This window comes from Zhongshania antarctica, assembly GCF_014202945.1.
Lineage (GTDB): Bacteria > Pseudomonadota > Gammaproteobacteria > Pseudomonadales > Spongiibacteraceae > Spongiibacter > Spongiibacter antarcticus.
In genome coordinates this window covers 168522-194686 of record NZ_JACHHW010000008.1, presented here as the reverse complement: position 1 = coordinate 194686, position 26165 = coordinate 168522, and the positions used below count along the sequence as shown (strand labels likewise).

The following is a 26165-nucleotide window of genomic DNA, read 5'->3' as shown; positions in this document are numbered from 1 at the left end:
TATTATTGTTATAAAACATAGAGTTATGAATATTAAAAAAGCAGGGAAGTCAAAAAGATCAGGCCAACAGTTGCGAATAATTCGCGCCTAAAGCAAGGTGAATTGCATTTTGCAAAGCGGTTTAAGTAGAATCAATGAAATTGCTTTTTCAGGATCAAAAAAAAGGGCCAAGCTTTCGGCTTGGCCCTCTAGTAGCACTGCAATAAGTATCACCGCCTTACGCTATATCCTCGACCATCAGCTAGTGCACGACAGCTTTCATGCTCTGTTAGGCCTATCAACCGCGCCGACGGGGCTTGGAAGTCCGGCCGCTGCTCTATAGACATTAAATACAAACTACAGGCACCCTTCCAATCTTTACGGGCCTCGCGAATCAAGCCTTGGTGGTAGGAGAGACGCCAGCCCGGCGCACCTAATCTACCCGCCGCGCTTAACGCAGTAGCCGCTTCGTCGTACTTCCCTTCTATGTAGTAGGTAGATGCCAATGCTTCGCGCAATTCAAAGTTCGATGGGCTGATAATAATTTGCTTTTGCAGGACCGCCCGAGCGCGCGCGGTATTACCCTCCTCCAGTGCAATTTTAGTCCGCAATATTGCCGCCTCGGGATGTGGACCTCGGTCAGCCAACAACTGGTCTAGGGTAAATTGTGCCTTGTCTGGGCGCCCAGCCTGATATTGCATGGTGGCATTGGCCATCATAATTCGTGGGTGGTTCGGAAACTCGATACCCAAGCGCTCCACTTCACGCTGTATCCGCTCGCAGTCGGTAGTGGCGCTGTAAGCATTCCATAATTCATTGCACGAATTACCAAAGTCGTCTGTTTTTTCGTACATGGCCAACATTTGGTTTAGGCGCGTGTCTGGATCCGGATGCGCATCACGATGCTGATCCATTGACACGCAGCCAGTCATAATAAACGCGGTAGCAAGTAGCAAAGTGCGTACGCTATTGTTAATTAAGGTCATCTTATTTCTCCCGTCCATTGCTGTAGTTGCGCGTTCCTTTGGGCGGCACAACTAGGCTACGCAGTAACAATTCGGTATTTGCAGGGAATTGCCACAGGGCCACTTCATGTTTTGGTTCACGAACAATCGTGGGGGTAACCACAATAATAAGTTCGCGATCACTGTCATTTTTGCTCGATGATTTAGCCAAGTTGCCAAGCACCGGCACGCTACTCAAACCCGGCGTGTGGCTTTCATTGTCTGATACATCACGGCTTACCAAGCCGCCGATAATCAGAGGCTGGCCGTCAATCAAACGAGTAGAGGTATTAATTGTCCGTACGTTAAAGGCGGTACTATTCAGCGTTGACCCTGTGCTGCCAGCAATATCCTGGGTCAGCTTGGTGTCAGGCATAGAGATAGTGGGCCGCAAATCTAAGGTGATTTTGTCGTTTTCGCCCACCATGGCCCGCACTTCTAGCTCAACACCAAAAGATTTAAAATCGGTACCGCTAAAAACACCGGCAGCATTACTGCCCACGCTGTCATCACCCGACAAACCGGAGGGGGCAAAGGCACGAGGCACTGGCACTTCGCCACCAGCGCGAAAGGTTGCGGTTTCACCGGCAAGCACTGTTAAGGTTGGACGCGACAAGGTGCGTGAAATACCCTCTTCTTCTAAAAGCGAGAACAAAAGGTCGAAGGCCATATCACTGCCGCCTACCTGGATGTTACCCAGTAATGTGCCGCCCAAAACTTGCAGCGCCGTTTCTACTTGAGAAGCGCCATTAGCTCGCTGCGAAGAGCCGTTTAAACCAAATACCGTACTGTTGTCGTAGCCATTGCTTACTGCAGTTAAATCTGGACGCCAGCTTTTAAGGCGACTACGGCTGATTTCATGCATTTGCACAGAAACTCGTACCTGAGGCAGGTCGCGAACGTCGATCATTGACAAGATTCGACCACCGCCAACAGAAACCAATGTTGAGCGACCAATATTTTTACTCAGATCATTGCCAAGGCCACCGCCGCCACCCAAACTATTACCACCACTTTGGCCATTACCGCCACCAAAGCTATTACCACCGCCACTACTCCGGCCGCCAGTTAAGCCACCAGACTCATTGGTGATGGCGCGCATATCACTTTCGGCGTCTTGTCCGGTAAATAGGCGTGAGGCAATATTCAAAACGCGCGTGAGTACAACTTGGTTTTCAACGGAACCACCGAGGATAAGGGTATCTTCCAAATTATCTTGCAGATCGCCGCGCTGGATCCTACGAACCGTCACGTCTTCACCACCGATATCGGCAATGGCACTTTTTAGCTTATCAGTTATATTCAGCGGAAGAGTTTCAACTTGGATCAAGTTGATTACAGTAGCGCCGCCGCGCACGGCGTTACGACGTTGTGAATTATTCGCCGAAGACGACTGCACGCGAAAATTGGAATCTTGAGCAGCTGCACCCAATGCGGAAGACTGCATAAGCACATCGACATTGCCGCGGCTGCCACCTAAACCTACATCTAAATAATTACGTGCCGCGCTTTCAGCCGCCATACGAAAATCGACAGTGGGCACCTTGCCCCGCAAAACTAAGGCTGCACGATCTGGCGCCAATTGGATGCGAATATTGCGATGGATATCGCTTAAGGCACTGCGGAGTACCGAAAGGTCTTCTACGACACTAAACAAAAAGGTTTCGCTGCTGCCGTCGGTATACCAAACCATGATACTGGTCCGGCCGACTTTTTTAGCCAGTGCTAACACTTCGTTAGCACCAAGCACCTCAACTTGCATGGTGGACTCTTGTCCAACCGCCACGCGCTTCAAGGTCTTTTCAAACACCAAGCGAGAATGAGTCCACTGCACCAACTCACGAGTGCGGGCAGACTGACGACCGTCTGCGGTTTCAACAAACTTGAGCCCGTTTTCAGGCAGCGCACTAACCGGCGCGGCCACTGCAAGTAGCAGTGCAATAACAACTGCATTCCACTTAAACTTCATTCCCTTATCCTCCAAATTACCTTGTGCTGGTTGATTGTTGTCACAAGGTAAAAACCGATGAGACTTCTTGGTCGCTCTCAATTTATAGTTCAATTTTAGTCGTCTAACTGACCAAACGAGATGTAATTCACTTAAAAAACAGGTTCCGCACACTTTTTGGCGGTAATGAAATCCCCGTTAATCTGATAACCAGTCGGGCAACCTTCAGTGCTTACGCTACTACCTCTAGGCGTTTTGGGGCACAAATCACCAAAATCTAATACACCGTCGCCGTCGCTATCTAAATAAGCATTCATGGCCGCATACTCAGACTGCTCACCATAACTATAATGAACGTCACTGTGATTAACCGCATGAAATTCACTGCACCCAGTAATTAAACCCACTAATACTATCGCTACTATTTTCATCGCTCTCTACCTGTGTCGCCTGAACCGACGTCATGCCAGCAAGCTTTAATTTGATACCAGGTTATTTGCAGAAAACGAGCCATTATTTTCAAACTGCGAAAAGTAAAATTTTTTTCTTATATTTCAATACCTTAAAGATATTCAGCACATCTACCCGGGAAATACCATGCAATAATAGACTGCCAATCACGCGTCAACTCGCAAAAGCATTCGCAATTTGCAATTCAAGATGGCAGCTACAGGGGTCTCTATTAAGTTGAAGGCGCTAACAGCTACCTTACAGGCACTACAACACACATATCTAGCTGATTTTATTATTATTTGCGAGCACAGTATTTAACACGCAGATTGAGCCACTCACAAGGTGGGGTCAGGTATTTAATGCACGTTGCACCGCAGCAAGCGTCGAGTTTCCCGCTCACAAGCGAGCAGTAAATCGGCCTCCCCAGTAGCGTCATAATGACGAGACAGCATTTGCAGAGAAATCTCAATATTGCGATGCAATGGCAAATCAGCCCCTTGCGGGCTGCGCAATATGGCCAGCAAGCGATGATGTACCTCTAATAAACAATGCCGCTGCAGCTGAATTTCACCGCAGTGACGCAAGCATTCCGCTAAAAAATGACCCGACAACATAAAGCGATCTAAGCAGGGTAAACCCGGTGCCCACACGCGCTTGAGCAATAAGTCACTCAATTCATAGCTAGCGCCTAAATACCTCAGTGCCACTAACCATTCTTTATTGCTAAAGGCCTCTCTACCCGCCTCCATCCACTCATCCCAGCGTATCTCCGCTACCGCCTGATTGCTCAGCAGTTGCTGACGGTGAGACTCACATAAAAATCGCATGGCCATCATCGCTCTCTGTTAATGGATTAAGCTCTAATACTAAATAATAATCATTATCACTTAAATAGCAAAAGCAATTCAGAGTGAAAACGTCAGCAAGCTGAGCGAAATTACCATTGACCCACCAGAAGGCAATCGCGAGGCTATCGCCAACAGAACCCTGATACTCAAGGGACGCAACTACACACATTGTTACCGTAAAAGGATAAAAATATGGCTATACAAGATTTGTTTTCTCTCCAGGGCGAGGTCGCTATCATTACCGGCGCGGGCCGCGGTATAGGTCGCGCTATTGCAATTGCCTTTGCGCAAGCTGGCGCATCCGTGGTGTGCGCGGCACGCACCCAAGCCGATATTGACGATACCGCCGCGCAATGTCGTCAATCTGGTAGCCAAGCCCTTGCCGTCAGCTGCGACGTAAGCAACGAGGACGATTTAGCCAAACTGGTACACACGAGTCTCGAGCAATTTGGCAAAATTAGTATTTTGGTCAATAACGCGGGGGGCGCCTATCCAAACGATCCCTTAAAAACTGACGCTAAAGCGTTTAATCGCGACTTTAATTTTAATGTAACCAGTGCCTTTACCCTGACTCAACTTTGCCAGCCGTCACTTTTGGCCAGCAAAGGCAATGTTATTAACATTACGTCTGCGGTAGCGCGCTATTGCCAAGCAGGTTTCAGCAGCTATGGCACGGCCAAAGCCGCACTTACGCAAATGACAAAACTACTGGCGGCCGATTTCGCCCCAGACATTCGCGTCAATGCCGTTGCCCCTGGCACCATACTCACCGAAGCCCTCGGCCAATTTCTCAATACCGAAATCCAAGAGAAAATGACCGCCCTCACGCCACTAAAGAGCTTGGGACAACCGCAAGATATTGCTGCTGCAGCCCTATTCTTAGCCTCTCCGGCCGCACGTTGGGTAAGCGGCAAAATAATTGAAGTGGATGGTGGTGCCGAGTCAACAACCTGGCCCTTTTAACACTAGAAAGACGCTTTATACGCCGCTATTCGGAGCTTTAATCGCGGCATGGGCATTGTGGTAGGGTTCCCGTCCATGTTTATAATTAGGGTTAAATTTACTAGAGATCAACTGGAGATGTATGGACTCTAAAGAAATTCAACTGCTTATTGAAGAATACGGCCCGGACGCTGCCGCGATTGGGCTGCAGGTCGCCGGCGCACTCGCTATGATTCTCATTGGCTATTGGGTCGCCAAGTTTGTATCAAGCATCATTAAAACCGCAATGGCTAAGCGTAGCATTGACTTAACGTTGACCAACTTTATTGGCAAACTGGTATTCTCCATACTGTTTGCACTGGGTGCTATCCCAGCCTTAGCCCACGCCGGAATTCAAACAGCCTCCGTTATTGCGGCACTGGGTGCCGCCGGTTTGGCCGTTGGTTTAGCCTTGCAGGGTTCACTGGCTAACTTTGCCGCAGGTGTCCTACTTATCGCCTTTAGGCCTTGCAAGGTAGGCGACTGGGTCGATGCTGGCGGCTGCTCCGGTACCGTTGAAAGTATCAGTTTGTTCTCCACGATTTTGCTCACCGGCGACTACAAACGCATAGTTATTCCCAATTCAAAAGTAATGTCTGACGCGATCACTAACTACAGCGTGATGCCCCGCCGCCGCATCGATTTAGTGGTGGGTATCTCCTATGACGCTGATATGCGCCTCGCCAAAGAAATTTTACAACAACTGGTTGAAGCGGATGCCCGGATACTCAAAGATCCCGCGCCCACAATTGTCGTTTCTGAGCTAGGTGACTCCTCGGTGAATCTGCTCTGTCGCCCCTGGGTAGCCACGGCTGATTACTGGCCCACACGCTGGAAGCTGGTAGAAGATCTCAAAACTGCCTTTGACACTGCTGGCATCGGCATTCCCTACCCACAGATGGATGTTCACTTCCACAAAGAATCTTAATTTTACATTTCAAGTAAGGACAACAATGACCAATATAAAGACAAGCAAGGTGGCCGCATTGGCTGCCTTGCTAGGCACTAGCACAGCATTTGCTCAGACCAACCAGCCAGACCAAGCGGACCTCTGGAACGGTGATGTCGAGTTCGGCTACTTCCAGCTCGAGGGCAATAGTGAAGAGTCGAGCGTTATCGCTAAGACCGACGCCAAGCGAGTCAATGGCCAGTGGACCTACGATATTGCTGCCGAGGCCCAAAATAGCGAAGCGGCTGGCGTGCGTTCAGCAGAAAAATATGCGCTGAGCAACCGGCTGGCCTATGACTTCAGTGAGTTTAATTATAGTTTTGGCTATGCGTCGGCCAACAAAGACCGCTTTAGCGGCTATGTGTATCAGGCAACCATCGCCGGTGGTTACGGTAGACGACTGTTAAAAACCCCTAAAATGACGTGGGACGCAGAAATCGGTCCTGGTTTCAGGATAAGTGAATTTGAAAATGGCAGTGCAGCGGGTGACGGACAAGTTTCCGAAGCCATTTTACACCTGTCCACCGAATTTAAAGCCGCCGTATCGGAAACCGCCACCTTTGTACAAAAACTGAGTGCAGAAGCGGGCGACGAGAATACCGTCACCAAATCCGTAACCTCGCTAAAGACAAAAATCGTCGGCGGACTGGGCCTCAAACTCAGCTATACCATGACCTACAACGAAACCGTGCCGACCGGCACTGTGCACATGGATCGCGAAACAGCAGTCACCTTGGTCTATAACTTCTAAGTTCTATAGCGCGGCGGCGCCGCGCTTTTCACACTTTTAGGCAAGCTCCCGCTCCAACGCCGCCTTATTGAGTACCCGCAACTTCCCGTAACTCAATTCGATAACGCCTTCCGTTTCCAGACGTTTTAACTCTCGACTTATGGCCTGACGAGACACGCCCAGCATTTTTGCAAGATCCTCCTGAGGCAAGTGCACGTCGATTAGGCGACCACTGCCGCCATCGTCAACGCCGTAAAAAGTCAGCAACTCTAGAATTCGCTGAGCCAAGCGCTCGGTCAGGGAAAATAGCGCTGCGCCTTCAACGTAACTTAATGCCAATCGCAGTTTGCGGCAGAGCATGGGAATAAAATGTTGGTACAGTTCAGGGCGTGCCTTGAGCAGCGAATCGAATTTTGCGCGAGGCAAAAATAGCACCGCGCACTCCCCCATCGCGAAAGCATCATGACTGCGCGGTAGGCCATCTAGCAGAGAAATTTCGCCTATCCAATCACCCGGCTCAACCAACATAACCAATAATTCTTTACCGTCTTTGCTGGTATTGCTCAAGCGCACTCGCCCCTGAATAACCCCGAATAAACCATCCCCTTCATCACCTTGGCTGTAAACGCATTGGCCGTCAGCAAGCGTTCGCACCACACTAACAGCCATAAGCTGCTCGACTACATCCGCTGGCAAACCAGACAGCAGGGGATTGGCGCTGAGTATTTGCCGTTTATCAATCACCTAGGTTTCCCTTCACAAATAAGCTCCGATTAATCTAAATACACCAACAGTGTCGCCTAGTTGACAGATTTATCCCTTCAAACGGCGTCAAAATGCGCTATAGCTTAGATAAGCCTTAATATGAGCCGAGGATACATAACAATGACAATATCACTAAAGGATCAGGTTTCCGAAGCAGAATGGCAATTGCGGGTCGATCTTGCCGCCGCCTATCGCCTCGTGGCCATGTTCGGTTGGGACGACCTTGTGTTCACTCACATCTCTGCGCGTATTCCCGGCCCTGAGCATCACTTTTTAATTAACCCCTACGGTATGATGTTTGAAGAGATCACCGCCTCGTCCTTGGTGAAAATTGATCTTAACGGCAACAAGGTCTCGGACTCGCCCTACCCGGTAAACCCCGCCGGCTTTACTATTCACAGCGCCGTTCATCAGGCCCGAGAAGACGCCCAGTGCGTTATGCACACCCATTCATTAAACGGCGTGGCGATATCAGCTCAGCGCGACGGAATTTTGCCCCTGTCACAGCAAGCCACCTTGGTATTAGCGAGTCTTGGCTACCATGACTATGAAGGCATTGCCCTCAACGAAGAGGAAAAGCCAAGATTGGTTGCCAACCTCGCAGACAACACCTTTTTAATGTTGCGTAATCATGGCTTACTTACCGTTGGCGCCAATCCTGCTGACGCATTCCTATCGATGTATATTTTTGAAGCCACCTGCATGATTCAGGTAAAGGCCTTGGCGGGCAATCGCGAATTAATTCCCATTGACCCAGCCATTGTCGACGGCGTTAAGGAAGCGGCCAAAATTGTCACTGGTGGTTTATTCGGCGGACTCGCCTGGCCAGGACTGTTACGTAAACTTGACCGCCAAAACCCCGGCTATGCCGAATAATAAATGCAACAACAGGAGCACCCCATGCCTACTGACACAAACGACTTAAAAGCCTTCACCAGCTTTGCTGAATTTTATCCCTACTATTTGGCCGAGCACAGCAACAAAACCTGCCGCCGCCTCCACCTTATCGGCAGCCTACTGGTACTGTCGGTACTGTGCACTGCGCTATTTAATCAACAGTGGGCCTTGCTGTGGCTGCTCCCCGTCATCGGCTATGGCTTTGCGTGGGTCGGCCATTTTTTCTTTGAAAAAAATAAACCCGCCACCTTTAAGCACCCGCTTTACAGTTTTATTGGCGACTGGGTTATGGCAAAAGATCTTTTACTCGGCCGCATACCACTTTAGCGCCAGTGCTTAACTTCGATATTGCTGGAAAAATATACTATGATGTGGCGCTAATACGGAAAAACCACCCCAAGGTCTCAAAAACAGGGGAATAATAATGATCCGAATAAATGCCACCAGATATTTTTTCTGGCTGTTGAGTTGCTGGGTTTGTATCACGCCTCTAAGCGGCTTTGCGAATATTGACGATTTTCAAGAACGCTATTTTGCCGAAGTCGACGGCAGCACCTGGGCATTGCACATTGATTCCAGCCATACATTTCAACACCGGGTTACCGCAAAGTTGCAAATGGGTAATACCAGAGAGCGCTATTTATTAATAGGCAATATTGATGGCAAGCGCATTAAAGGCAGCTACCAAAAGCCTATCGGCATTAGCCAATCTTCTGAGGAATTACGCTTTGAATTACTTCGCCTTGACGATAGTCGAGTACAACTTAATTTAAGCAACGCCCTAGGTAAAAATCTCGGTCAAACCATACTTAGTGCAAACCGCCACCAAAATCCAATTGATACCGCTATTCTAGGTACGTGGTATTCCGTTGCCGAGCCCGGCGCCAGTGCCAGCAACCCTTATCTTGGCGAGGAGTGGGCCATTCGCTTTGGCGCAAATGGCGAACTCTGTGAATCACTTTATCTTGTCGACACGCGCACCCAAAAAAATCACCAAGACCCCTGCTCTCAACCATCATCACAACGCTGGAAAGCCGTCGACGGTAAGATTTATACTGCCGTCGGTGAGGACTGGCAACTGCATTTTAATTACCGCCTAATGGGGGGACGCTTAGTTGTCAGCTACCCCAGCGGTAAGCGCCGCGTAGCCAACCTGGCTAATTAAACGTGTCACGCCTTGCTGATTAGCGTCCACAATTCTGCGCCGCTATAGTCGCGTCGCCCGCCCTCCTCGGCGCTGTGTACCAAAGCTTTCAAACGCGCGTTGGCTGGCGCGGTAAGACCATGATCAAAGGCCAAACTAAGAACTTCGCCGTTAAGCCATTCTACTTCCGTCTTGCGGCCCCGCTCCAAATCTTCCCACATAGATGAACGCGCCATTGGGTCTATTGCTAACATAGGTTGGGCCAGCCGTGTAAACAGAAAATCAGGTAGCGCGAGAATAAAAGGTAACATCGACGCAGGAACAGCCGTTAAGCGTTGCAAGGGTATTTCTGCCGCGGTAATTGCGGCTAAGGCTTCACGTTGCAATAAGCCCAAACAGCGCCGATATGCCCGTTGCGACAACTCGGCTTTTAGCGGCAAACCCGACAGGGCATTAATGGGGTTATTGAGATTTAATAATAACTTCGACCACAGTACCGAGCGCATATCAGCTTGGGCTTCAAAGGGCGTTCCACTAACAGCCAATGCGGCGCCAAGCTCGGTCACCTCAGCAACGGCTTCTACCATCACGGCGCCATCGGTGCCCGCATGAAAACGCCCCTCGCCCATCTGCAATACATTAAACGCGATCATTCCCGCCAACACCTTCGAACTTGGCAGGGCTTGACGTAGTATAGTGGCATTAGCAACGCCATTTTGCAGGCTAATGACTGTTGTATTAGTGCTAATCAATGGCGCGAGTTGTTCTGCCACTGACGCGGTGTCACCGGATTTCACCGTGATGATAACAATATCTTGCTCTGGTAAAGCGCTAAATTCAGTATAAAATCGTACGTGCTGCGCATCGATGGAATGTTTAAGACCGCGAAGATCACTGATATGCAGGCCGCACTCAGCAAGCTCTTTAGCCATGCGTGGACGACCTAAAAAGCAGACTTCCGCGCCACCCATTTGTAGGGCCGCGCCAATATAGCAGCCAATACTACCCGCCCCAACTATACCTATGCGCAATGCCATTTAAGCCTCATTTTTGTATATTATTATTTAATTTATTTTCAGTAAAAAAACCGCTGCCATTAATAATGGTAGCTCAATTCCAAGCCATAACTACGAGGTTCACCCCACACTACCGCTCGGTCTGCCTGGGGCAAATTGTCAATAGCGTATATTTCATACTCTTTATCAAGGAGATTCTTGCCCCACAGTGCTAAACCTAATTCGCCGTGGGCAAACGCTAACTGCTGAAGACTTAAGCGCGCATTCCACAATTGGTAAGATGGCATAATAGTGAGGGCATTTTGAACATCGCCCCCGCCTAGCCGAGTATCCATAAAACTGGTATTTACATTCAAATGTAATTTGGCACTTGCACCCTGCCAAATATGCCAGTCAAGGCTCGCAGTATAGCTATTTTCTGGTGCGGCGGAAAATGCATAACGCTGAGTCACATCGTTCCCAAAGCTATCCCTCACCTCGGTAATTTCTGCATCGAGATAGGCGTACTCCATGCTCACCACTAAGGCGCCGCCCAGTAGCGCACGCACGTCAAATTCAAAGCCCTTCATACTTGCATTTCCGGCGTTCAACACCTTGGTATCCGCTACCGTGCCATTGAGTAGGAAGTTCATTTGCATGTCGTCAAAATGGGTCTGAAATACATCGGCGTTAACGCGCAAGCGCCCCTGTAACCACTCACTTTTCATGCCCAACTCCATGCTAAACGCCTTTTCTTCGCCAAAGCCATCCGCAAATCCAACGCCATAATCAATACTGTCAGACGCGGCGCCCTGATTGCCGTCCAATTGCGGGTCACGGGTATTAAAGCCACCGCTTTTATAGGCTTCAACGCCTTTGGCATAGAGGTTTACATTTTCCTGTAACTCATACTCGACCATCGCGCTAAAGGAATCGTCTTTAAATCGACGCTGCCCATACACATTGTCAAAGCGCCGATCCGCCGGCAATCCGCCACGATTCAAAACGGGCGTAATCAAGGGGCCGAGCACCGCACTCTCGGCAAATGTGGTTAAGGAAAACACTTGGGGATTCCCCGCATCAGGCGTGTATTCAAAATAGACTTCATCGCGCTGGTTTTTCAGTGCTTCACGGCGATCCCGAGAGTGACGAGCACCTACTGTAATATGCAGTGCATCATCAAGTATTGGCGGCGTCCACCGCAACTGACCAAAGACTGCCGCCGCCGTATTATCAACGTCGTATTTCTGGCTGACAAAATTCACGATATAAACATCATCGGCGCCATCAACCAGCGAATAGAGCTGTAAATGCAAAGGACTATTATCTTCTACCGCCGTCTCAGTGAAATAGTATGCCCCCACCAAGTATTCAAGACCAAGGTCCTTAAATTCGCCGGTATATTGAAGTTCATGAGATTGCTGGTTCTGCGTGATCGTCGGCTTAACCAGCGGTGTGGGTCCACCGTTGGCCGATTCCGCAGCTGGCCCGTCGTAACGATGGGTATCTAGACGGTAATCAGCGGAGCCGAGACCACCACCCAAGTCAGTATAAGCAGAGTCAAATAGCTCGCGATAGGCTCCAACATATTTAAACTCACCCACATCCGTCGTGGCACTGATAATCAAAGCGTGACCTTCAATCTCGGTGATCGACGACTCTAGCGGCGCAGTGGTCGCCATGGTACTAAAACGATGTTGGCCAAACTTACTGCGCGCCTGAGCGCTGCGCTTAATGGCATCCGCCTGGCCTTTGTTGCCGTCTTCCGCCGGGGGATTAATGGCCTGAAACATATAGTTATAAGACTCCATATCCGAGCGGTCATAACTGTAATCCAGGCGCAAATCTGAGCTTATATCCCAGCTCAGATCAAAACGTGCACCCTGCACCTCCCGGTCACCAAAATCGCCCCCTGGCCCGGTATTTTCTATAAAACCATCACGGCGTTCAGTTAAATAGGCCAGTTTGACCGCGAGGGAATCCGTTATCGGTAGATTCACGCTTGATTTACTGCGAAATAGCGCCCTGTCACCCACACCAATTGTCTGATTAAATTCCAGTTTCTCTGAGTGCGGTCGCCGGGTTAGCAAGTTAATTGCGCCACCGGTGGTATTGCGGCCATATAAAGTCCCCTGCGGGCCCCGCAATATTTCCATTCGTGTTAGTTCAGCTACATCCATGGCCGTACCACTGGAGCGCGCAATATAAACACCGTCCAAATACAGCGCTACAGGCGTGTCTTGGGTCACTTGGACATCCCCCAAGCCAATACCGCGAATATAAATGCGCAGACTCGCACCATTGATCGGAAAGGGTTCTATCGTCAAGCCGGGCACTTTGCTGGCAATATCCGCTAAGCCGCTAACACCTTCAATCTGCAGGCGCTCTTCGCTAAACACCGTCAGTGATATCGGGGTGTCTTGCAGGGATTCAATTTTCTTGCGCGCACTAACCAGCACCTCTTCTAAACGCATCTGACCAGTCGCAAAACTGGCGCTACTATAAAGCGTCGACATAACAAGCAAGGCCAGCATTTTTTGTCGACGAGAGCCGATGCTGCCCGTCGCAAGGGTGCAGCCCTGATTTGTGGTTATTGTTAACATGCTGCGCGGCCTACTCCCAGAAAATGCATTGCCATTGCGGCACTTGCGTATATGCCGCCAACAATACCATAAGCTTGCCACCAGCGAGGCTTCAAACAAAGGCTTTTACACGTCCGGACAATTCCCGATAGTAACGAGTTAGCCGGTAATTTACGCTTTTACGCAACGAACAAGCCCGTCTACGTCACAAACGCACATTGTCATCAAGTCGTAACTGTCAAAGACGGATTGCTTTCTATAAAATAAGCCAATATATACATTTATTTATCGACGAGGCCCCACCTCCAATGTCTGAAGCGCAACAGCCCGATTGTCCTGTGTCAGAGCAAAAGCCGCCACTGCTGTGGATGCAGAGCATTTTATTTTCTAGCACTCTCCTCATCGCCGCCATTGGCGTGCCATGGTATGGCTTCAGCCAAGGCTTCACTTGGGGCGGCTGGCTCGCTTTTATTGTGATACTTGGCGCCAACGGCATGTCAATCACTGCCGGTTACCACCGTCTGTGGGCTCACAATAGCTATAAAGCGCACCCCCTGCTGAAAATTATGTTCGCCCTTTGGGGCGCGGCAGCGACCCAGAACAGCATTTTAATTTGGGCTTCGGGCCACCGCCGCCACCACCGTCATGTCGACGATATTGATAACGATCCCTATTCAGCAAAGAAAGGCCTGTGGTATTCCCATATTGGCTGGATGCTCAGAGATTACGAAGCGAGCAGCGACGACTTCAGTAATGCCCGCGACCTACAACGCGATAAAATAGTCATGTGGCAACACAACAACTATCTCGCCTTGGTGCTCATTATGAATATTGCACCGGCGGTGATCCTTGGCTTTATCACTGGCAATATGCTGGAAAACATCCTGCTCGCAGGGGTGCTGCGCCTAGTTGTTAGTCACCACACCACCTTCTTTATTAACTCTCTCGCTCATTACTGGGGGCGCCGTCCTTACACCGACGAAAACACTGCCCGCGACAATGATTTTCTTGCGCTACTCACCTATGGAGAGGGCTACCACAATTACCACCATATTTTCCAAAATGACTACCGCAATGGCATTCGCTGGTGGCAATACGACCCCACCAAATGGCTCATTAAAACCGCCTCGTGGCTGGGCCTAACCTGGGACTTACGCAAAGTACCCGATTTTAAAATTCAGCGCGCAATACTCACCATGCAGTTTAAAAAGGCAGAGAATGCGTTACGCCAAAGCAAAGGTGCCGATGCTAAACACTTTGGTGCGTTTCTGGAGCAGGAATACCAACAGTTTTGCGAATATCTCAATGACTGGAGTACGGTAAGCCAATCTTGGATGGAAGCTAAACGCGGGCTCATCAGCGCTCAAAAAGAAGCCTTACAAGAAAATTTCGTCGGCAAGAAAGAGCAACTGCAACTCAACTTCAACCACGCGTGGGAGCACGCAACCCTGCGTACGCGCCTGAAAGAACTGGAATACGCGCTAAAAATGCAACGCAAACGTTTGCAATTGCTTAGCGTGCAGATGGCATAAGGATCTTGAATCGTAAAAAAGGCGCCTAGAGCGCCTTTTTTACGATTTACAAAACCTAGTCTGCGCGGCCACGCACACTGAATGCTGGCGACGCCAAACTACCCCGCCACAGCAAAGGTACATCCATCCCCGGCAAGACACTTGGCGCCTGGTAAACCAACCTAAAACGCTCATTTGCCGCGCTCACCACAATGGCTGAGGAAGTACTGCTGCCACCCTCAGTCACGTACCAGCGCGGCAAGCCCATATTGAGCTCTACCCGGTACACCTCACCTGGCGCTAAATTAATCATATCCGCCTCACGCAACACATAGGGCGAGCAGCTCTTGTCGGCTTGATTCAAGCTGCGCCCAGTATCACCGAGGGACTGTAAACTAAAGCCGCAATGTTTGTCGTTATCCGCAATTTTTAATTCCGTGTCCGACACATTTTGTAAACTCACCACCAACACAGGACTGCGTTGCGCTATAGTCGCGCTGTCCCAGTTTGAGGTATTGCTAAGCGCGGTAGTCGCTGGGTTCAGCTGTTCAAACCCAATCCCCAAGCGGCTCCAACGATAAGCACTGAGCACACTCAAACCACTGGAACCCACAGCCACTAACACTTCCATGGGTATTTGCACACCCTCGCGGTCGCCGCGCTTTACCTCAATAGCTTCGCCACGACCTTGTTCAACAAAGTATTGCTCAATGCCGTAACTCACCGAAATTTGTCCCCCAAGCACCTCTCTGCTCACTCGGCCCCGGAGATAAAGGCCAGACGGTGGCGCCCGATCACTTAAATAATCCAGTTCATAGACATCGTCCGGCCCCGCTTTAAGTAAGGCATAAACTGCCGTACCGCGGCTAAGCGCCGCGCCAGCCGTTTTACCCCGATACTGCGCCATAGCCACTGAATTTAAGCCATAGCTCAAGCGAACATAGTCTCCCCGCATTGGATCACGCGGGTCTATTGGCGCCGTGCGCAAATAAATTTGCTCCCCTCGCTGGCGCACCCACTCGCGCTGTCCGGCCAAGTAACCAAGCGTCCCTAACTGACTCAACACCAGCGCTACAATCAATCCTTTACGCACGGGGTTTCTCCAGTTTACGACGGGTATTTTGCGTGGCATAACGCTGGCCAATCACAAATAACAGTATGCCAAGCAGCAAGAACACGCTTGAGCGCGCGAGTAAGCTGTAAAACAAGTCGGTGAATCTCACGAGGGCAAGCACACTCAACATGATGCAACCCAAGCCCAAAATTTTGCCACGACCATGCTCGGTGCCGCGGTAAACAAACAGCAAGCTGTACGATAGAAAGACCACGTTAAATACCAAGCGGCCAAAGCCCTGTATATCGGCGCCAAACATCGCCGGTAGCACAACAAGGAGCAATACAACTAGTACAAGGCCAGTTTCCAACCATGCCTCTGAGTTAACCGGACGCGAACTGCTTCGTAGCAAGGCTGCCAGCCAAACTGTAATCGTCAGCAGCACCGGTATAAGCAAATGAAACAGGCCAAAACCCGGTACGGTCGACATACCTTGTTGCGACGGCATGCCAATAAAACTGCCAACAAAAACCAAGCCTAGCCACAACACTATAGCGACACTATGAAAGACACTTTTCGCTGCAGGGTAAGCTAAACTCGTCGCTAACTGAGCAAACCCAAAATAGCTTCCCACCAGCAGCAGTAATACTGGCATCAGGAACTGTTCACCAAAGCGCCACACCCCAAAGACGTAAAAGAGCGGCAGGCTTACCAGCGCCATCGCCAACAAACTGTTAGCGCGCTGCCACCACGCCAAGGGCAGAATGGCGCAGATGAGTATCCAGCTTGCTTGCGGCAAATGACGCTGAAATTCAAAGGTCTCTAGCCCAGCCCACAAGGCGAGTAGCACCGTTGCCAATATGCCGTGGGCAGCCGATGGCAAAGCCCATGCAAGACTTAAGGCCGCGACAAACCACAGCAAAAAACCATCGGGATAGTGGGCATCAAAATGGTAAATTTGCGCCACCAGCCAGATCCCCGCACCAAAGAGAATAGTACCGAGTAAATGCAAGCTTTCGCCCAGTGAGCGCCGTTGATCGTTAGCGCGAAAGAGTGCCATGCCCACAATATGGGCCAGCAGAATTGAACCACCAATCACCGCCAGCTTGAGATAGCGATGCATATCCGCCCAGTTATAGGCAAAGAGTAAAATAACGCCCATGCCAAAAATAGCCACGCCCAATGCTGCAAAAATGACTTTACCCCAGCGACCATCGCCACTGTAGCTGCGGCTACCGCCGCCAGCACGCGCATACACCATTGCTGGATAGCGAGCATAAAGTGTTGTTGCCTGCTCGTCTGTAATAATCCCTTCCCTTAACCACTGGGCTATTTCTGCCCGCAGCCAAGGATTGTTATTGTCCATAATGCTCTCACAAATTAGTCATTTGCCGGGCCGATAGATCCCTCTCGCGGCCAAATGGTTCCCGTAACTATTAATATATACCCTCGCCAACGGGGCTAGAAACCCCGTCGTCTGGGAATCGCTCACTTCGTCGCAGCGAGAGCGGTCAGGTCAGCTCTTCCAGCACTCGCTCAGCAAAGCCATGACCAGCCTCGGCATAGAGGTTAAAGGTGATGCAACCCATACGCAGCAGTTCATCATGTTGATCTGGGAATCGCGACACCACAGCGATCTTACCCTGATAATTAAGCTGATTAAGCAATTTAACAACTTCGATATTTTCTTCGTGATTACTGAGACTCACCAAGATCATTCTGCGCCGCTGTAAACCGGCCCGCTCTAAAAAATCCCGGTCACTGGCATCGCCAGCAACACAATTAATGCCCGCCAGTTTCATTTTTACCGCCTTATCGGCATTTTCTTCCACACCCACTATTTTTTCTGGGTAGTGCTGGCTAAGATAGTCATAGGCGCCACTGCCAATTCGCCCCATACCAAAAATAATAATCTCAGCTTCGCCCATATTCACCGGACGCTCTAAGACCAGTAATTGGCGACGCTCCAATTTTTGCAGGCGCTCGGCAATCCGGGCGTACAAGCTGTGTACATGGGTATTAAATGGCACGGCAATAAACAAAGACAAGGCCATCGCCACCGCTAAAGTCGTCAACCACTCTGCTGGCAGCGATCCGGCCTGCACTGCCATGGCAGCAACAATCAAACCGAATTCACTGTAATTAAATAAGGATAGACCAACCAGTAGCGAGGTGCGCGCTCGCAAGCGGAACAACAGTAGTAACGCAAAGTAGATCAGTGGCCGCAGCAAGATGAGTCCCGCCAAGGCTAGCGCCACCGTCAGCATGGCGCCACTGGGCATACCGGCATAGCCAATACTCAAGAAAAAGGCGGTGAGAAATATGTCCTTAAAATTAATGAGGCTCTTATATAGTTCGACACTTTTATTCGATTTGGACAGCAGAACGCCAAACAGTAAGGCCCCTAAACCACCTTCAAGGTGAACCAGCTCAAATAAGGCCGCAGCACCAACTGCTGTACCAATACCAAATAGCACTAACAATTCACCGTGACCAGCCTGTTTAAGCAGTGCAACTAAGATGGGGCGCAGCAAGGGCAGCGCGAGCAAGGCTATGGCCCACTCCGACGGAGGCTGCTCGGCGGAAAACACCAAAAAGCACACGGCAAAAATGTCTTGGACAATCAAAATACCGATAGCAATTTTGGCGTGAAGTGCTGCGCCCTCTCCGCGTTCATCAAATATTTTTACGGCAAACACCGTACTTGAAAACGACAAGGCAAAGGCAAGCATCCACGCCACTGAGGTTTCGACAGCGTGAAGTTCAGGGATTATCCAATGCAGACTCAAAAGCACCAGGGCCGTCAAAGGCACTACAAACACAGTATGCAAGCTTGCCGCAGCCCAAATCTGCGGGGCAAGTAACTCCCGCACATTGAGTTTTAACCCAATAGTGAATAGCAGCAGTATGATGCCCAACTCCGACAGGGCATGAATGAGCTCAGGGTCGCCTAGCTGTAAACCGCCGGCGATAAAACCTGCTACTAAATAACCGAGTAAGGGCGGCATACCAAGACGTTTAAATAACAAGCCGGCAATAAAAGCAATTCCGACCAGCAGGGGTTCAATCATTACAACTCACTCGTTAATAGCTATCGAAAATCAAGGTCGTGGTATACGCGGAATTAGAAGTGGGGTCTGAGCCTTGTATTGTTGATAATCCGAATCACTACCCCAGCGCCTATTCGCGCTGGCTTCAAGCAGTGGAATCCCAGTTACTTTAGTCAACACCAAAATAACAAACAACGGTGATAACAAACCTAAATACAAGCAGCCACTCAAAGCTGGAAAGGCGATAATACACACGCCAATCCACACTAATATTTCGCCAAAATAATTCGGGTGCCGAGACCACGCCCATAAGCCTTGGCGAATAAATTGTCCCTGATTACGTGAATCAGCGCGGAATCGGCGCTTCTGCGCATCCGCAGTCACCTCCAACGCCATGCCGAGCAGCCAACACAACACACCAATACCGGCTGTCCAGCCTAAGGGCGCATCCACGCCGGACGCCATCGCCAAGATCGCCGCAAGTGAAATCAGAAAAACCCACAATGCTTGGAGTGTCCACGTTACAAGAAAGCGATAGAAATTGATTTTAATTTTGTCAAAACGTGTATCTCGGCCATCCACACACACTCGCCAAAATAAAAACCCGCCCAGGCGTAACGCCCATATAACGATTAAACTGGCGAGTAAATAATTCCGTTCAGTCTCAATACTCAGGTTAAAGCAAACAATGACGACTGCAATATTGCTCACCGCCCCCGTCAAATCATAAAAGCGCTCGGTGCGGTTTAAATAGGCAGGAATAAATACCAGCCATTGCACACCGAACGCGATCAACAGTGACCATAGCGGCATGCTCAAGCCGCCATATGTCGGCAAGCCTCGCCCAACTGCACAAGCAAGCAACAAACCGATCGCGGCCATCACCAACACCGCAAGCAAGGCTTTTAACGCAGACTTTTGCATTAGCGCTCTACTCCTAGATCTACAAACGTGTGTGCAGTTTGGGCAATACGGCAGTTCCCGAAACGCTTAATCTTTTGCAGGCAAACTTTTATTCAGCACCACATAGCCAACAATGCCAGACAATAGCGATCCGATAATGATCCCCAGACGCTCGTCAAACAGCTGGTTCACCCCTGACTCTTCAAAGGCAAGTGAGCCCACAAATAGACTCATGGTAAAACCAATACCACAGAGCAGGGCGGTGCCATACAGCGATGACCAAGAAATATCTTCAGGTAACTGCGTAAGTTTTAGTTTCACGCCTAACCAGCAAAAACCAAATACGCCAATCTGTTTACCCACAAACAGCCCCAACGCAATGCCAAGCGGCACGCCGTGCAGCAGGTGATCTAAGCCCACTCCGCTAAAACTAATCCCTGAATTACAAAATGCAAACACCGGCAAAATAACAAAGGCAACCGCCGCATGGAGATCGTGCTCGAGGGATTTGGCGGGCGATTCTTTATTTAGCATTTTCGCGCGCATGGGTATAAACATCGCCAACACCACCCCCGCCAGCGTCGCGTGCACCCCCGACTTAACCAAGGCCACCCACATCACAAGGCCAATCAACAGATAAGGGCTTTTTTCATCCACGCCTCGGCGATTCATCAACGCGAGGACCAATACACAGGACCCCGCCACCACAATGGCGAGCAATGAGATTTTGCTGGTGTAAAAAAACGCAATTATCAGAATGGCGCCAACATCGTCAAATATCGCCAGCGAGGTTAAAAACACTTTTAAGGCGATAGGCACACGTGGCCCCAATAAACTTAACACCCCTAAGGCAAAAGCAATATCTGTGGCCGTAGGAATTGCCCAGCCCTGCGCGGCAATCCCATCACCGCGATTCAAGGCTAAATAAATAAAGGCCGGCACCACCATTCCGCCAATGGCGCCAAGGCCCGGCAGAATGATTTTGTTTAGCTCGGCCAGTTCCCCTTCCAAGAATTCACGCTTGAGCTCCAATCCGACCATGAGGAAGAACACCGCCATTAGGCCGTCATTCACCCACATCAATAATGGTTTGGCCAATTTCAGCGCGCCGACCTGCACAACGACCGGAGTATCAATCAAAAGATTGTAGATACTCTCCAGCGGACTATTGGCCAGCACAATCGCCAGGACACTGGCCAATACCAATAAAATTCCACCCGCGGACTCTTGTTTAAAAAAATGCTGCAAATACGACGAATCTGATTGAGACATACATACCTATAGTTTTTAATCGGAATTAACAGTAGCGTCTATACGCACTGAGGCTCCCCCAAGATCATACCGACTGGAGCCCACAACACAATGTTTTCTATCGAGTTTCGGTGCTGTGCATTTGTCTCATTTCAGCGCTATGCTAAGGGAGCTTTGCAAAACTACTGCGCTCAGGCGAGGCCCCACCGGCCTTCGCTTAGCATGTCCCGCAACCGCAGTGAGTGCTTTGGCTGTGCTACGTTTTCCAAAGATGCTTTGGGCCCAAAGCTACAGCAATATCGCCACCCATAAGGAAGCAATAAATGACTGATAAGTCTAAATTACACGGCGCCAACTTTCCCTCCGCTCGGGATGAATTGCCCAGTAATCAGCAAGACAAACCCGCCGCCTACCGGCTGGCCTATACCGATCAAGATTTTTTATTGCGTGAAGAGCTGCGCGGCCTGCGCTTTCACTTAGAGTTGCAAAAGCCCGAAATGACGCTAAAAGAACATGGCGTCGAATCCACCATTGTCATTTTCGGCAGCGCCCGCTTTCCCTCGCCAGAAGACGCCGACGCAGCTTTACTTCTTGCCCAAGACAGCGGCGACCCCGCCAAAGTGAGGGCTGCCAAACGTGACCAACGCAATAGCCATCACTATGAACAAGCCCGCCGCCTAGGTGAACTAATTACCGCGCACTCCAACAACTGCGATCCCAACGAACAACTCTATGTGGTCACCGGCGGTGGCCCAGGTATTATGGAAGCCGCCAACCGCGGCGCCAGTGACGCCGGCGGCAAATCAATAGGCCTAAACATTGTATTGCCCCACGAACAAGATCCAAACCCCTATATCAGCCCAGAATTTTGTTTTCGCTTTCATTATTTCGGCATCCGCAAAATGCACTTTATGCTGCGCGCCAAGGCCGTGGTGGTTTGCCCCGGTGGTTTTGGCACCTTCGACGAACTCTTCGAGGCACTAACCCTCATTCAAACCGGCAAGTCGAAACGGGTACCGGTCATTCTCATTGGTCACGAGTTTTGGCGCCAGGCCATTAATTTGGAATTTCTCCGCGACGAGGGCGTTATCAGCCCTGAAGACGTTAATATGATCAATGTAGTCGATACCGCCGAGCAGGCCTGGCAGCACATCGTTGATTTCTATCAGCTCAGTCCCGGCGAGCGTATTCGCTGCTGAAAAATTTCTGCCAACTCGCTGTGAGGCATGTATTTCCCACAGCGAACACCCGCTAGCAAAACCAAAGGGCGCCAAAAAAATTTAGGGCAAACATGCTATAGTGGCCGATTATTTTTTGTTATAACGGTTGCCCATGTCCGCCCCTATTATTCGCTTTGACGCCATTCGTTTTGCCTATCAACTCGACCCCATTCTCGACAATTTCAGTTGGCAGTGGCCGGCAGGACAGCATCTCGCCATCTTGGGCGGCAACGGCGCAGGAAAAACCACCCTCGCCAAACTCATTACCGATCAGCTGCGGCCTAACGCGGGTGACATCCACTACGCGGCCAATATTGGCCCCGATGATATCGCTCACATCTCCTTTGATTTACACCGCGAGCTGATGGAGCACGACCGCCGTTTTGACGACAGTGAAACCCGCGACGACGCCTTTGACGTTGGCACACCAGTGCGCGCTATTATTTTGCAAGGCCAGCCCGCCAATGCAGAATTCGACAGCCTGTGCAGCAGGCTTGGTATTGAGCACATATTAGACCAGGGCATCCGTTTCATCTCTACCGGTGAAAGTCGCAAAACCCTGCTAGCCCGGGCCCTGTTCGCCAAACCTGTGGCCCTGATTCTCGACAATCCCTTTGAAGGTTTGGATGTCAATGCCCAGGCCGAGATGCGAGCCATGCTCGACGAGTTACTCACCTCGCCAACGCCGCTAATCCTGTTAACCAAAGACGCCAACGATATTCCCGATTGCATAGACACGGTATATCAAATGGCCCACGGCAAAATGCGGGGAGAATGCAGTGCGGCCGCCGCCAAGCAGGCCAGCAAAGCGTTACATCACTACGCCAAACCGCTGCCCATTGCCGAAGCGCCAGCACACCCTGACGACAGCGCACTGTTAGAGCTGCGTAATATCAATGTGAATTTCCGTGGCAATCAGGTGCTTAGCAACATCAACTGGACCTTAATGCCTCATCAACACTGCTGTATTAGCGGCCCTAACGGCGCTGGCAAGTCGACCTTGCTCGGCATGCTCTGCGGTGAAAACGATAAGGCCTACGGCCAAGAAGTGGTTTTATTCGGCAAGCGCCGTGGCAGCGGAGAAAGTATTTGGGAGGTTAAATCGCAATTTGGCCTGCTCAATACCAGCATGCAAATGAATAATTTAAAACGCACCAAGGTGATCGACGTCGTTGCATCGGGCTTATTTGATTCCGTGGGGTTGTACACTGAATACAGCGAGTCTCAGCGTCAGATGCTCATGGCTTGGCTAGACGCGCTTGAACTTTTGCCCCTCAAAGAGCAGCGGTTCGACCGGTTGTCGTTTGGTGAACAGCGCATGGTTTTACTGGCGAGGGCTATGGTGAAATCACCTCGTATTCTCATTTTAGATGAGCCCTGTATTGGCCTAGACAACGAACAAAAATCGCGATTGCTCGGCGCCGTCGACCAAATTGCCGCCCACGGCCAAACCCGTATTTTATTCGTTAGCCATCGCAGCGAAGAACTGCCCGAGTGCATCAATCAGTTTATGGATTTAGTCCCCGCTGAGCAGGGCGGCTATACCGCCCAGATCCGCGAGGCTTAAGCCAGCCATTCTAGCTAGTCAAAGACGCTGCGAAACCAGCCCCACACCTTCTCAGGTTCTGGGGCGCAGCCGCCGCGTTCACTGGGTGCGCTGCCGCTCATAAAAGGCATATAGCGGGCATTTTCACACCACGACTGGCTAAGTTTTCCGCTGATACCATCCACCCACTGATACTCTACGCCATCGACCATTGAGAATGGCATTTGCTCGGTGCTGGCCTCGGCCATAAACTGACGCCACACCATTAAGGCACCGCTGGCACCCGTTAAGCCCGTTGAGGTGTTATTGTCTAAGCCCATCCACACCACGGCCATATAGTCCCCGGCAAAACCAGCAAACCACGAGTCGCGGGTATCGTTACTGGTACCGGTTTTACCCGCCACCCGATAGTCTTTGGGCAACACCTGATACACCCCTTTGCCCGTGCCTTCGCGCACGGTTTCTAACATCGCGTATTGCAATAAATGCACTGCTGCAGAACTTACAACCTGCTTTGGCTTTTGCGGGTAGCGCGCCAATAACTCGCCCTTGTTATCCGTAATCGCGTAAATCGTACGGAGCGGTGTATAGCGGCCATCTGCCGCCAAGGTCTGGTACATTGCCGCAACTTCTATTGGCGCCAACTCCGCCGAACCCAGTAACATCGATGGCACTTCGAGTAAGGGCCGCTGCACGCCAAGGCGCTGGAACATCGCCATAACCTTATCCAAGCCAACCTGCATACCCAATCGAGCAGTCGCTATATTATAAGAGTGGGCCAATGCCGTGTGCAGTGGCACCTCGCCGTGAGATTTCCGGTCGTAATTCGAAGGCCGCCACTGGCTGCCATTGGCATTGCTGATCGACACCGGCTCATCCGACACCTTGGTCAACAAACTATATTGATTGGGCTGATTTAGCGCGGCCAAGTACACCGCGGGTTTAGCCAATGAGCCAATGGGTCGCAGTGCATCTAGGGCGCGGTTAAAGCCAGCGTACTTCGGCCGTTTGCCACCAATGACCGCGACCACATCACCACTATTTACTTTGGTCACGACCATGGCGACCTCTAAGTCTTTTTGACGGGCTTCCAGTCGCTGCAGGGATTTAACCGTTGCCTTTTCCGCGCGGCGCTGCAAAACCGGGTCAAAAGGAGTGAAAATTCGCAAGCCACTGGTTTGCAGCTCTTTGCTCTGATAATCACGGCTCAATTGACGCCGCACCAAGTCAACATAAGCAGGGTAAACGCCTGCCAGCGCCGAGGTTTTGGCTAACTCTAAAGGCTCTTTCTGCCACGCGGCCAATTGCTGCGTGGTGAGCCAGCCCTCTTCCTCCAGCTCGCCAAGCACAATATTGCGGCGGGTTTTGGCGCGTTCTGGGTGACGCCATGGGTCGTAATACGACGGCCCTTTAACCAGCCCGACCAGCATCGCAACCTGCCCTAAATTTAGCTCTTCTAGGGGCCGGTTATAATAGTGCCGCGCAGCAAGACCAAAGCCGTGAATAGCCCGATTGCCCTCCTGGCCAAGATAAACTTCGTTGATATACGCTTCTAAAATTCGGTCTTTGCTGTAATGCATCTCGGTTAAAATCGACATCACCGCTTCTTTCGCCTTGCGCCACAAGCTGCGTTCATTGCTCAGAATAGTGTTTTTAACCAATTGCTGGGTCAGTGTGCTGCCGCCCTGCACAGTACGTCCCGCCTTTATATTGGCGAGCATGGCACGCGCGATACTGCGCGGCGAAATACCAAAATGGCTGTAGAAGTGCTGATCTTCCACCTGCACCAAGGTTTCAAGCAGCATTTGCGGCGCTTCAGCTAAGCTCAGCATGATACGGTCTTCATGACGACCGGGATAAACACCGCCAATGACCATCGGATCGAGCTGCTCTTCGGCAATGCGATCACCCAATTTATTGCGGACCACGCGCACGGTCGTCGCACTCATCTCAACTTCGATCTTGCGCGCCGGTTGTGCCCCGTCGGCAAAGGAAAATGGCCGAAGATAAATAGTGAAGTGGTCACCTTGGCGGGAATAGCTGCCAGGCTGATCAACTAAGCGACGATTACTATAGCCTAGCTCGCCCAGCTCAGATTCGAGTTCATAGGCGGTGAGAATCGCCCCCGTTGCCAGCACCAATGGCCGGGCGTAGACCTTGGCGGGTTGCTCATAGCGCTGGCGGTCAAACGTGCCACGCACCTTGGCATCGCAATAAGCGAAAAAAATCAGCATGACGACCGCAAACGCCAAGCTAAGCTTGACGAATAAACCCCACCACGAGAATTTTGCTGCGGAAGCGCCACTTGCCTTAGATGCTTTCTTAACCATTCAATACGACCAGATACATTGCAAA

At 50.6% G+C, this 26165-nt stretch carries 22 protein-coding genes; 9 read left to right on the top strand and 13 right to left on the bottom strand.

The features are described from left to right. Positions 1–209 precede the first annotated feature (209 nt). The 4 genes from HNQ57_RS14835 to HNQ57_RS14820 all read right to left on the bottom strand — a co-directional run bounded on the left by HNQ57_RS14835 (position 210) and on the right by HNQ57_RS14820 (position 4211). Complete coding sequence (locus HNQ57_RS14835) at positions 210–965, bottom strand: tetratricopeptide repeat protein (protein ID WP_184464293.1); 756 nt, start codon at positions 963–965, stop codon at positions 210–212. A gap of 1 nt (position 966) precedes the next feature. Next, positions 967–2952: a pilus assembly protein N-terminal domain-containing protein gene (locus HNQ57_RS14830; RefSeq protein ID WP_184464291.1), complete on the bottom strand. Its 1986-nt coding sequence runs from the start codon at positions 2950–2952 to the stop codon at positions 967–969. Positions 2953–3083: 131 nt separating this feature from the next. Beyond that, entirely contained in the window at positions 3084–3362 is a 279-nt protein-coding gene (locus HNQ57_RS14825; protein WP_184464289.1) for a hypothetical protein, read from the bottom strand. A gap of 378 nt (positions 3363–3740) precedes the next feature. Next, positions 3741–4211, bottom strand: a complete 471-nt coding sequence (locus tag HNQ57_RS14820; protein WP_184464287.1) for a hypothetical protein — start codon at positions 4209–4211, stop codon at positions 3741–3743. Positions 4212–4424: 213 nt separating this feature from the next. Between HNQ57_RS14820 and HNQ57_RS14815 the strand changes: the two genes are divergently transcribed. The 3 genes from HNQ57_RS14815 (at position 4425) to HNQ57_RS14805 (ending at position 6913) form a co-directional block, all read left to right on the top strand. Then, positions 4425–5195 (top strand): glucose 1-dehydrogenase, encoded by a 771-nt coding sequence (locus HNQ57_RS14815; protein WP_184464285.1) that lies wholly within the window; start codon positions 4425–4427, stop codon positions 5193–5195. 121 nt (positions 5196–5316) lie between these two features. Further along, positions 5317–6141, top strand: coding sequence for a mechanosensitive ion channel family protein (locus tag HNQ57_RS14810; RefSeq protein ID WP_184464283.1), 825 nt, complete (start codon positions 5317–5319; stop codon positions 6139–6141). A gap of 25 nt (positions 6142–6166) precedes the next feature. Continuing rightward, complete coding sequence (locus HNQ57_RS14805; protein ID WP_184464281.1) at positions 6167–6913, top strand: DUF481 domain-containing protein; 747 nt, start codon at positions 6167–6169, stop codon at positions 6911–6913. A gap of 36 nt (positions 6914–6949) precedes the next feature. Here the strand turns inward: HNQ57_RS14805 and HNQ57_RS14800 are convergent, their stop codons facing one another. Further along, on the bottom strand, positions 6950–7636 hold the full coding sequence (locus tag HNQ57_RS14800; protein ID WP_184464279.1) for a Crp/Fnr family transcriptional regulator: 687 nt from the start codon (positions 7634–7636) through the stop codon (positions 6950–6952). Between the two features lie 141 nt (positions 7637–7777). On the opposite strand from HNQ57_RS14800, the gene HNQ57_RS14795 reads away from it, so the two are divergent. From HNQ57_RS14795 to HNQ57_RS14785, 3 genes are all read left to right on the top strand, one after another. After that, the gene (locus HNQ57_RS14795; protein ID WP_184464277.1) at positions 7778–8533 is read left to right on the top strand and encodes a class II aldolase/adducin family protein; all 756 of its coding nucleotides are present in this window, start codon (positions 7778–7780) and stop codon (positions 8531–8533) included. Between the two features lie 24 nt (positions 8534–8557). Next, complete coding sequence (locus HNQ57_RS14790) at positions 8558–8881, top strand: Mpo1-like protein (RefSeq protein WP_184464275.1); 324 nt, start codon at positions 8558–8560, stop codon at positions 8879–8881. A gap of 97 nt (positions 8882–8978) precedes the next feature. Then, positions 8979–9719 (top strand): hypothetical protein, encoded by a 741-nt coding sequence (locus HNQ57_RS14785; protein WP_184464272.1) that lies wholly within the window; start codon positions 8979–8981, stop codon positions 9717–9719. Positions 9720–9724: 5 nt separating this feature from the next. On the opposite strand, the gene HNQ57_RS14780 is transcribed toward HNQ57_RS14785, so the two are convergent. Continuing rightward, positions 9725–10735 carry a 2-dehydropantoate 2-reductase gene (locus HNQ57_RS14780; RefSeq protein ID WP_184464270.1) on the bottom strand — a complete coding sequence of 337 codons (1011 nt, stop codon included), beginning with the start codon at positions 10733–10735 and terminating at the stop codon, positions 9725–9727. A gap of 59 nt (positions 10736–10794) precedes the next feature. Beyond that, complete coding sequence (locus HNQ57_RS14775; RefSeq protein WP_184464268.1) at positions 10795–13296, bottom strand: TonB-dependent receptor; 2502 nt, start codon at positions 13294–13296, stop codon at positions 10795–10797. Between the two features lie 287 nt (positions 13297–13583). On the opposite strand from HNQ57_RS14775, the gene HNQ57_RS14770 reads away from it, so the two are divergent. Then, entirely contained in the window at positions 13584–14807 is a 1224-nt protein-coding gene (locus tag HNQ57_RS14770; protein WP_184464266.1) for an acyl-CoA desaturase, read from the top strand. 55 nt (positions 14808–14862) lie between these two features. Here HNQ57_RS14770 and HNQ57_RS14765 read toward each other — a convergent pair whose 3' ends face one another. The 5 genes from HNQ57_RS14765 to nhaA form a co-directional block, all read right to left on the bottom strand. Continuing rightward, positions 14863–15879: a GDYXXLXY domain-containing protein gene (locus tag HNQ57_RS14765; RefSeq protein WP_184464264.1), complete on the bottom strand. Its 1017-nt coding sequence runs from the start codon at positions 15877–15879 to the stop codon at positions 14863–14865. Then, positions 15872–17206 (bottom strand): DUF2157 domain-containing protein, encoded by a 1335-nt coding sequence (locus HNQ57_RS14760; RefSeq protein WP_184464262.1) that lies wholly within the window; start codon positions 17204–17206, stop codon positions 15872–15874. The genes HNQ57_RS14765 and HNQ57_RS14760 overlap by 8 nt, the downstream gene beginning before the upstream one ends. A gap of 145 nt (positions 17207–17351) precedes the next feature. After that, positions 17352–18911 carry a cation:proton antiporter family protein gene (locus tag HNQ57_RS14755; RefSeq protein ID WP_184464260.1) on the bottom strand — a complete coding sequence of 520 codons (1560 nt, stop codon included), beginning with the start codon at positions 18909–18911 and terminating at the stop codon, positions 17352–17354. Between the two features lie 30 nt (positions 18912–18941). Beyond that, complete coding sequence (locus HNQ57_RS14750) at positions 18942–19814, bottom strand: DUF1295 domain-containing protein (RefSeq protein WP_184464258.1); 873 nt, start codon at positions 19812–19814, stop codon at positions 18942–18944. A gap of 66 nt (positions 19815–19880) precedes the next feature. Further along, a complete protein-coding gene (nhaA, locus tag HNQ57_RS14745) occupies positions 19881–21065 on the bottom strand; it encodes a Na+/H+ antiporter NhaA (protein ID WP_184464256.1) in 1185 nt (394 codons plus the stop codon). 302 nt (positions 21066–21367) lie between these two features. Between nhaA and HNQ57_RS14740 the strand changes: the two genes are divergently transcribed. Beyond that, positions 21368–22243 (top strand): LOG family protein, encoded by an 876-nt coding sequence (locus HNQ57_RS14740; RefSeq protein WP_184464254.1) that lies wholly within the window; start codon positions 21368–21370, stop codon positions 22241–22243. 133 nt (positions 22244–22376) lie between these two features. After that, the gene (locus tag HNQ57_RS14735; RefSeq protein WP_184464253.1) at positions 22377–23831 is read left to right on the top strand and encodes an ATP-binding cassette domain-containing protein; all 1455 of its coding nucleotides are present in this window, start codon (positions 22377–22379) and stop codon (positions 23829–23831) included. 14 nt (positions 23832–23845) lie between these two features. Here the strand turns inward: HNQ57_RS14735 and mrcB are convergent, their stop codons facing one another. Then, positions 23846–26140 (bottom strand): penicillin-binding protein 1B, encoded by a 2295-nt coding sequence (gene mrcB / locus HNQ57_RS14730; RefSeq protein ID WP_184464249.1) that lies wholly within the window; start codon positions 26138–26140, stop codon positions 23846–23848. Positions 26141–26165 lie beyond the last annotated feature (25 nt).